This window comes from Aquabacterium sp. (assembly GCF_004297345.1).
In the GTDB taxonomy this organism is placed as follows: domain Bacteria; phylum Pseudomonadota; class Gammaproteobacteria; order Burkholderiales; family Burkholderiaceae_C; genus Aquabacterium.
In genome coordinates this window covers 1-8,808 of the sequence record NZ_SCTN01000280.1, presented here as the reverse complement: position 1 = coordinate 8,808, position 8,808 = coordinate 1, and the positions used below count along the sequence as shown (strand labels likewise).

Genomic DNA, 8,808 nt, shown 5'->3' with positions numbered 1-8,808 from the left:
GTGCCCAAGATCGTGGACTGGTACATGGACGGCAAGCTCAACATCGACAGCCTGATCACGCACAAGCTTCGTCTGGATCAAATCAACGAAGGCTTTGATTTGATGAAACGGGGTGAGTCGATTCGCTCTGTGGTGATCTACTGAGGTTTTGACATGCCAGGGAACCAACCGATGGGCACACTTCAATTGCTGACGGAGCACGCCTGCTTTGGCGGCGTGCAGCGTTTTTACCGCCACGCATCGGGCGCCATCGGCCTGCCCATGCAGTTCGGCCTGTATCTGCCGCCACAGGCCTTGCAAGGGCAGAAGGTGCCTGTTGTGATCTACCTGGCTGGTTTGACCTGTTCGGAAGAAACCTTTGCGATCAAGGCCGGCGCGCAGCAATATGCTGCTCGCCTGGGCCTGGCCCTGCTGACGCCGGATACCAGCCCTCGCGACACCGATCTGGACGAAGCCAATGAAGCGTGGGACTTCGGCGAGGCGGCCAGCTTCTACCTGGACGCAACCGAGCGCCCATGGTCAGCCGCGTGGCAGATGGAAACCTACATCACGCAAGAATTGCCCACGCTGATGAGCCATCACCTGCCCATTGACACCGATCGCATGGGCATCTTTGGTCACTCGATGGGTGGACACGGCGCCTTGACGCTGGCCCTGCGCAATCCGGGCCTGTTCAAGAGCCTGTCTGCCCTGGCCCCGATCTGCGCGCCCACCCAGTGCCCATGGGGCGAAAAAGCCTTCAGCGGCTACCTGGGGCTGGATCGCACCTCATGGCTGGCGCACGATGCCAGCGCCTTGATGGCCGAGTACCCCATGCCGCCCTACCCGGATGGCATCCTGATCGACCAAGGCCTGGCCGACAAGTTCCTGCCCACGCAACTGCACCCTGAAAAGTTCGAAGAGGCTTGCGCGAAGATCGCGCAGCCTCTTGCGTTGCGTCGCCACGAGGGCTATGACCACGGCTACTACTTCATCCAGAGCTTTGTGGCGGACCATCTGGCCCACCACGCCCGTGCCTTGACGCCAGCTTGAGTCCGCCAGTCAGTTCAACTTGAACACCGACACCGACTGAACAAGTTGTTGCGCCTGCTGCTTCAGGCTTTCAGCCGCGGCGGCGCTTTCTTCCACCAAGGCAGCGTTCTGCTGCGTGGCCTGGTCCATCTGGCTGACGGCATCGCTCACCTGCGACACGCCCGAGCTTTGCTCCGCACTGGCGCTGGTGATCTCACCCACGATGTCATTGACACGGCGGATGGCGTTCACCACTTCCTGCATGGTCGAGCCGGCCTGGTCCACCAGGCTGGAGCCGCGCTCGACGCGCTCCACGCTGGCGCCAATCAAGGACTTGATCTCCTTGGCCGCTTCTGCCGAGCGCTGCGCCAGGTTGCGCACCTCACCGGCCACCACGGCAAAGCCACGGCCTTGCTCACCGGCACGGGCGGCCTCCACAGCCGCATTCAAAGCCAGGATATTGGTCTGGAAGGCGATGCCGTCGATCACGGTGATGATGTCGGAGATCTTGCGCGAGCTGTCATTGATCTCGCGCATGGTCTCGACCACCTGGCCGACCACCTCCCCGCCCTGAATGGCCACGGTAGAGGCGCCATTGGCCAGTTGATTGGCCTGACGGGCACTGTCTGCGTTCTGGTTCACGGTCGAGCCCAGTTGCTCCATGGACGCGGCCGTTTGCTGTAGCGCCGAGGCCTGCTCTTCCGTACGCTGGCTCAGATCCTGATTGCCCTGTGCGATCTGCGAGCTGGCCGTAGCCACGCTCTCGGCGCCCATGCGCACACCGCCGACCATCTGGACGAGGTTCTCCTGCATGTCCACCAAAGCCTGCATCAAGGTGCCGACTTCGTCAGAACCTTGTGCCTTGATCCGCGCAGACAGATCCCCATCCGCAATGCGGCGCGCCACGCCGGCCGCCTCATTGACCGGCCCCGTCACCATGCGCGTGATCCACAGCGCCAGGAAGGAGGCCAGGGCCACCGAGCCCACCAGCAACGCGATCACCCAGCCGCGAGACTGGCTATAGGTTGACTGCGATGCCGCGTAAGCCGCATCAGCCCCCTTGTTGTTCATGACGATGTCTTCATCCAACGTCTTGCGCAAAGCCTGAAAGGCTTCGCGCGCTTCGTGCTTGTACATCTGCCGCGCATCAGTAAGGCCTGACTCGCCATGCTTGGACAACGCGACGAGCTTGACGCTGATGTCCAGATAGGTTTTGGCTTGCTGCTTGATTTGATCAGCCAGCTTGCGCTCTTCGGGCGATGAGATCATCGGCTCATATCGAGCAAGCAACTCCGACACCGCCTTCTGGGCTTTGGCCATGCGTTCATCCTGAACGACATGATCGTGCTCGTCATCTGCCAGTATGTGCTGCGATTCCGCTCGGCGGTTCTCTGCCAAGGCATCCAGCAATTCACCCAAAACTTTGACGCTGGGCAGCCAATTGGTAGCGATGTCTTCTGTGTTCGCATTGATGTTGCTCATCTGCAGCAGGGCAAAACCACCAACAGACAGATTCAACAGCACGACAAAGGCAAAAGCCACACCCAGCTTTTTGCCCAGCTTGATGTCTGACAGGTTCATGAGACACACCCATTTGCATGTTGGCTGCAATCGACTCCACATGAGGCAAACCCAGGCGAGCAGCAACGCCTTTGCCGAAACATGCGAGGAATTTCGGCCACCGGATGAGAAACTTGAAACCACAACCGGTGATTTATTCGCGCACAACAGGTGCTTTAGGAACAAAAGACTTTACAAACCCTGGTCAAGCGCTGGCGCTATCCTTGCTGCTTTGATTTCCGGTGGTGACGCATGGTCAAGTACGTGATTCGAGGCGTGGCAGTGGTGGGCGCCTGCGTGCTGTCTTTCCTTTTGTGGACGGCATTTCACATCCCGGATTTCCGTGATGTGGACATCGCCAATGCCCTGGCCGCCCCGGTGATCGCCTCCTACGGGCAATTCCACCCACGCGTCGAGGTTGACAAAACCAGCCAGGGCAAGGTGCTCTACGCCCACCCAGGCAGTGGCGGCAAGCCCACCTTCGTGATCTATGAGGTGACCGACGCCAGCGAGCGCGCCCGCATTGTGAGCGCCACCCGGCAAGCCTTGGGCCAAGCTCATGCCGCCAGCGCCACCTTGAAGTTCTACGAGCGCCAGAACGTCACGCACTTCGATGGCGGCGGCATGCGCCGAGGCCCGGAGCAATTGATCGAGACCGTAACCGTCAAGCCAGATTGAAGCGCCGGCGCATCCAGCGCGTGGCCAGGGTGGTCACGCTGAGATAACTCAGCAAGATGCCCGTCAGCGCGACCCAGTAGCGCCAGGGCAAAGGCACCAACCCCAGCGACGACGCCAGCGGCGAGTAAGGCAAGAACACGCCAAGCGCGCACACAGCCAGCGTGGTTCCCGTCAAAGCGCGGCTGGCGCGGCTCTGGATAAAGGGCAAGCGCCCGGTGCGGATCACGTGGATGATCAGCGTCTGCGACAGCAAGGACTCCACAAACCAGCCTGTGTGGAAGAGCGCATCTTGCGCCGGCACCTGAGCCTTGAAATAGAAGTACATCAGCGCAAAGGTGGCGTAGTCGAACAGCGAGCTGATCGGCCCGATCATCAAGATATAGCGGGCAATGTGGCTGATGTCCCAGTGCCGGGGCTGAGACAACTCTTCCTCATCCACCTCGTCGGATGGAATCGCCGTCTGCGAGATGTCGTACAGCAGGTTGTTGGTCAGCACCTGAATCGGTGCCATGGGCAGAAAGGGCAGCCAGGCGCTGGCACCCAACACGCTGAACATGTTGCCGAAGTTGGAGCTGGCCCCCATGCGGATGTACTTGAGCAGGTTGCCGAACACCTTGCGGCCTTCGATCACACCATCGTCCAGCACCAGCAGGCTCTTTTGCAGCAGGATGATGTCGGCGGACTCCTTGGCGATGTCCACGGCTGTGTCCACCGAAACGCCCACGTCCGCGGCCTGCAAAGCCGGGCCGTCGTTGATGCCATCGCCCAGATAACCAACCACATGGCCACGTGAACGCAAGGCCTGGATCACCCTGGACTTCTGCCCGGGCGACAACTTGGCAAACACCTGCGTCTGCTCGACAGCCTCGCCGAGCGCGGCGTCGCTCATCGCCTCGATCTCCCGGCCCAGCAAGATGCGGTCGATGTGCAAGGCCACGTCACGACAGATCTTGCGCGTGACCACCTCGTTATCACCCGTCAGAATTTTCACGGCCACACCATGGCGAGACAGGGCGGACAAAGCCTCCTTCACGCCCTCCTTGGGCGGATCCAGGAAAGCGATGAAACCCAGCAGCACGAGATCGCATTCATCAGCCACGCTCACGGGCGGCTGGTTTTCCGGCAAGGGCTTGTATGCAATGGCGATCACGCGAAAGCCATCTTCATTGAGCGCCCGACTGGTGGCTTGTACGCGCGCCAGATGGCTTTCATCCAGCGCAAAACGCCGTCCGCCCGATTCGGCTTGCGCACAAGCGGCAAATACCTCCTCGACTGCACCTTTGCAGATCAGCAAGCGCTGCCCCTGCCCCTCAACCACCACCGACATGCGGCGGCGCTGAAAGTCAAACGGGATCTCATCGACCTTCAGGTATGCACCCTGAGCATGCAGCTTCTCGTGCACCTCGGTGTACTTGAGCACAGCCTGGTCCAGCTGGCTCTTGAGCCCCGACTGGTAATAGCTGTTGAGGTAGGCGAAATCCAGGACCCAGTCGCTGGACTGGCCGTCCAGATCCACATACTTTTCCAAAATGATGCGATCTTGTGTGAGCGTACCGGTCTTGTCGGTACACAGCACGTCCATCGCGCCAAAGTTCTGGATCGCCTGCAGGCGCTTGACGATGACCTTCTTGCGCGACATGGTCAACGCCCCTTTGGCGAGGTTGACCGTGACCAGCATGGGCAACATCTCTGGCGTCAGCCCCACCGCCACCGCCGTGGCGAACAACAGCGCTTCAACCCAGTTGCCCTTGGTCAACCCATTGACCAGGAACACCAGAGGCACCATGACCATCATGAAGCGCAACATCAACCAGGTAAAGCGGTTGAGGCCCTGGTCAAAACTGCTGGGGCCGCGCTGGCCCGTCATGGCCTGAGCGATGCCGCCAAACACAGCGCGAGCCCCTGTGTTCACCACCACAGCCGTGGCCGAGCCACTGGCCACATGCGTGCCCATGAAACAGGCGTTGCGCAAGGCCATGGTGTCCACACCCGGGGATTCACACAATGCGTATTTCTCGACTGGCAGAGACTCGCCCGTCAAGGCCGCTTCGTTGACGAAGAAATCACGCGCGCTGAGCAGCAACACGTCAGCCGGGATCAGGTCACCGACGGACAGATGCACGATGTCACCCGGCACCAGTTGCGCGATGGGCAACTCCTGAGGTGCCATCTCAGCTTCAGTGGGCCCTGCCGATGCCCGAGCATCCTGGCGGCGCAGCACGGCTGCCGTGGTGTGCACCATGGCGCGCAAGGCCACAGCGGCCCGGTCAGAGCGCCGTTCCTGCACAAAACCCAGGGTGATGCTGAGCACCACCATCAGGAAAATCAGCGCAGCCGATTCGGCATTGCCCGTTAACAGCGACACCAGTGACAGCCCGAACAACAGGAAGTTCAGGGGATTGGCCACCCGCTGCACCAGTTGCACCAGCAACTTGCGCGTACCCGGTGGCGAAACCTGATTCGGCCCCCATTGCGCCAATCTCCTGCGAGCCTCTGGCTCCAGTAGTCCGCGCGCATCAGTTTCCAAAAGCGAGAGGCGCTCGCCAACAGGGCGGGTGGCAAGATCAACCAACAACTGGTCAGGCAAGCGTTCAGGCATCGGAGGGCTGCTCATGGAAGACATCATCCTCCCAATTCTCGCCATTCAATCGTGACAGCTGCGCGAAGCTGGTAGGCTTGAACCACCAAACCGAGGAGACCCGATGTCAGTGAAGTTCAAATTTGGCGCAGCTTGTCTGGCCATGTCCATGGCCGTGCTTTCCGGCTGCGCCTCCAACCCGTATGCCAATGCCCCCACGACAAGCGCATCCGCCACGGTTCCCAAGCTCAAAGTGGTCAGCGATTGCCGATGCAATGTGCCTGATCGCATTCCCGGCCTGATTGCCGCAGGCTACGCCATCGCCGCACACAACGCCGGCAAGAAAATCAGCGACGACAGCGAGGCCGTCTTCACCATCGTCAGCTTCAGCGAACGCCCGACCTATGCTGGCCTGGTCATTGGCGGTGCACTCACGGGTACCAAGGACGAAATCATTGGCGCCGTGAGCTACAAAGGCAAGGTCTTCAGGGTTGATGAATATTACGTGAACATGCTTCACGACATCCAGGACGTGGCCAGTAAAGTCGGCACCTACGCTTTCAACGGTCTGCTGAACTGACCCATCTGACAAGGCGTTTTTTCGGAGATGGCAGCGGCATCACGCCCGCTATCGTCGCCGGATGCAAACGCCAAAGTGGACCGCAGGCCTGCCCCTACCCGGCATGGGAGGGGCCTTGGTGCTCTCGGTGTTGGCACACGCGCTGGTCGCCGCCGGCATTTACAACTGGTATCGCCATGCCGGGCCTGCGCCCAGCATGGGACGTCAACGTGGCGGGTTGACCGTGCAGCTGGCCACCCCGCCCAAGGCACAACAGACACCCGTCCGCGAGGCATTGGCCCGTACCGAAGTCAGGCCGCAAGGCCTCGCACCGCGAGCCCAAGTCCCTCCGGCCGCCGTCACAGCACCGACTCCCGCCATGGCGGCCGCATCGACCGCCGCTACCCGCCATCAGGATTCGCCGCTCGCCACGCAGGATCCCACACCTGCCGTGGCAGAAACGCCCGCACCAGCCGCATCGCAAGCCGGCGCGACATTGGCCAGCATGTTCGCCCCCGTCATATCGCGACCAATCGGGCGCGGGAGGTGGATGTCCAGCGTTGCGCCAGCGCCCATGCCGCTTGGGCCGGATGTCCAACGCCTGCAGGCCATGGACAACATCCGACGCCAACTGCTTGATCGCATCACGCCGCTAGGCCAGCAACTGCAGAACCAAGCCCTGGCGGGGGCCTGCAAACTGCGGATCGCACTGATGCAGCAGACGGCGCAACTGTCATGCACGCAAGATGCCGATCAGGCCCGCATCTGGCCTGCACTGCAAGGGCTGGTTCGGGCAGAACCACCTGACAGTCATTCAAGCCAGGCCGACCTGTGCTGGCAGCTGGAAGGCAGCCAGATCACCAGTGCCCCTTGCGATGCCACCGCCTCTGCGCCAACAAACGCCAACAGCCCATGAAAAAGGGCGGCCATCCAGGCCGCCTCACTGGCGAAGGCTCACTGCACCACCCCATCGATCACAGCCGGCTTGGAGCTGCCTGGAGTGGGCTCCGCACCGATCGTCGGCTTGGGATCCAGGCTCACCAGGGCACTGGTAGGCAAGCCCAGAGTGGATGCCGTCGTGATGGCAGACGACAAGGCGGGGCAACTGGTCACTTTGCCCAGACGCAACTCACTGGCCAGCGGCTTGACGTAATAAGCGCCACTGTTGAGATCCGCACCGGCCTCGATACTGAAAGCGGGCACCCAACGGGTATTGGGGCCACACGACGCAGATGTGTTGTCCGCCGGATTGACACAACGCCCAGGGATACCTTGCAGATTGCCGAACCCATTGAGCTGCAACTGCACGGACGTGCCGTCGTAGTCAGCCGCCCGGATGCCCTTGATGTTGTTCGTCCCGTTGGTATCGGGGTTGCTGTAGGACGCAGCCAGACTCAAGGACAAAGGCGCCGAAATCGTGATGCCGTGAGGTCCATAGAACTGGTTCCACTGATTCGGCCCGGTTTCCCATTGGTAGATGGTCTCCACCTGATCGATCAGGTTGGTGCAGTAGTGATCCAGGGTTCCATGGCCATTGTCAGCGGAACCGCGCCCTGCCGTATCGCACTGGATGCTGCTCAAATGCGCCGCATCCACCATCGAGCCACTGGTCAGGCCCCACTGGTTATTGCTGCCCATGGCACTCTTGCTGACGCCTGATGCGTCCACCTCGGTGTTGGGGTTGGCGCTCAAGCCGGTATTGAGCATGCCCGTCGCAGCCGTGAAGCTGTAGTCATACACGGCCGTTGACGGGCCCCACACACCTGCATCCTGGAATGGCGCAGAAGCCAAGGCGGCCGTCAAAGCCGAACCACCTTGGGGGCACATGCTGACGCAATGGAGCGTCAGATCGCTGGCCGAACTGGGGTCCACCACATCACGGCCGCGGTAGGTCACCAATTCCGATCCCGTGAAGTCGTGGCCTTGCGGTACCACCAGGCCGCCGCTGCCACCACCAGATGGGAAGAACACCGGCAGGACGTGCAGGTTGGCGCCAAGCAAAGTGGCAGCGTTCAAAACAACAGGCGCGTTGAACGACGAAGGCGAGCAGCCATTGCCGCCGCACTGCTGATAACCCATGGCACTCAGGTGCGTGCCGTCCCACTTCAACTCGTAGCTGGTATCGGCCGGCCCCGAGCCAATTGCATCGTGTGACCAGTACATCATCGACACGTTCTTGAACTCACTGAGCGGGGCGGTATGACGGCTCAAGCGCCACAGCTTGCCGCCATAGTGATCCACCGTCAGCGTTTCGTCCGTTTCGCCATTGCGGCGCTGCAATGTGCCTTCGTGCGCAGCCACATGTGCCAGGGCGGAATCAGGCAACCACAGCCCCCAGAATCCCCAGAAGCCATAGGTCGTTTCGTTGTTGTAGGTGAACTTCACCGAAAAGCCAGGATGCGCCAGATCCAGGCGGCTGCCA

7 protein-coding genes and 1 pseudogene are annotated in these 8,808 nt (G+C 61.1%); 5 read left to right on the top strand and 3 right to left on the bottom strand.

Features of this window, described 5'->3' with window-relative positions; translation table 11 throughout:
• Together EPO09_RS09770 and fghA are read left to right on the top strand one after the other, a co-directional pair.
• Positions 1–144: pseudogene (locus tag EPO09_RS09770) on the top strand (S-(hydroxymethyl)glutathione dehydrogenase); the annotation flags it as partial.
• Positions 145–171: 27 nt separating this feature from the next.
• On the top strand, positions 172–1,032 hold the full coding sequence (gene fghA / locus EPO09_RS09765; protein ID WP_290642588.1) for an S-formylglutathione hydrolase: 861 nt from the start codon (positions 172–174) through the stop codon (positions 1,030–1,032).
• Between the two features lie 9 nt (positions 1,033–1,041).
• On the opposite strand, the gene EPO09_RS09760 is transcribed toward fghA, so the two are convergent.
• Entirely contained in the window at positions 1,042–2,592 is a 1,551-nt protein-coding gene (locus EPO09_RS09760; RefSeq protein ID WP_290642586.1) for a methyl-accepting chemotaxis protein, read from the bottom strand.
• 231 nt (positions 2,593–2,823) lie between these two features.
• Here EPO09_RS09760 and EPO09_RS09755 point away from each other — a divergent pair, with 231 nt between their 5' ends.
• Positions 2,824–3,249 carry a hypothetical protein gene (locus tag EPO09_RS09755; protein ID WP_290642584.1) on the top strand — a complete coding sequence of 142 codons (426 nt, stop codon included), beginning with the start codon at positions 2,824–2,826 and terminating at the stop codon, positions 3,247–3,249.
• On the opposite strand, the gene mgtA is transcribed toward EPO09_RS09755, so the two are convergent.
• Positions 3,236–5,863 (bottom strand): magnesium-translocating P-type ATPase, encoded by a 2,628-nt coding sequence (mgtA, locus tag EPO09_RS09750; RefSeq protein ID WP_290642582.1) that lies wholly within the window; start codon positions 5,861–5,863, stop codon positions 3,236–3,238. The genes EPO09_RS09755 and mgtA overlap by 14 nt on opposite strands.
• An 88-nt stretch (positions 5,864–5,951) precedes the next feature.
• Between mgtA and EPO09_RS09745 the strand changes: the two genes are divergently transcribed.
• Positions 5,952–6,407: a hypothetical protein gene (locus EPO09_RS09745; RefSeq protein ID WP_290642580.1), complete on the top strand. Its 456-nt coding sequence runs from the start codon at positions 5,952–5,954 to the stop codon at positions 6,405–6,407.
• A 61-nt stretch (positions 6,408–6,468) separates the two neighbouring features.
• Positions 6,469–7,302 carry a hypothetical protein gene (locus tag EPO09_RS09740; RefSeq protein WP_290642578.1) on the top strand — a complete coding sequence of 278 codons (834 nt, stop codon included), beginning with the start codon at positions 6,469–6,471 and terminating at the stop codon, positions 7,300–7,302.
• A 38-nt stretch (positions 7,303–7,340) separates the two neighbouring features.
• On the opposite strand, the gene EPO09_RS09735 is transcribed toward EPO09_RS09740, so the two are convergent.
• Positions 7,341–8,808 (bottom strand): hypothetical protein (locus EPO09_RS09735; protein ID WP_290642576.1); only part of this gene is annotated, 1,468 nt, incomplete at its 5' end.

Bases quoted from the DNA above. Each gene is read 5' to 3' on its own strand.
- EPO09_RS09745 (WP_290642580.1), top strand. From the start codon at position 5,952: ATGTCAGTGAAGTTCAAATTTGGCGCAGCTTGTCTGGCCATGTCCATG.
- mgtA (WP_290642582.1), bottom strand. From the start codon at position 5,863: ATGAGCAGCCCTCCGATGCCTGAACGCTTGCCTGACCAGTTGTTGGTT.
- fghA (WP_290642588.1), top strand. From the start codon at position 172: ATGGGCACACTTCAATTGCTGACGGAGCACGCCTGCTTTGGCGGCGTG.
- EPO09_RS09740 (WP_290642578.1), top strand. From the start codon at position 6,469: ATGCAAACGCCAAAGTGGACCGCAGGCCTGCCCCTACCCGGCATGGGA.
- EPO09_RS09760 (WP_290642586.1), bottom strand. From the start codon at position 2,592: ATGAACCTGTCAGACATCAAGCTGGGCAAAAAGCTGGGTGTGGCTTTT.
- EPO09_RS09755 (WP_290642584.1), top strand. From the start codon at position 2,824: ATGGTCAAGTACGTGATTCGAGGCGTGGCAGTGGTGGGCGCCTGCGTG.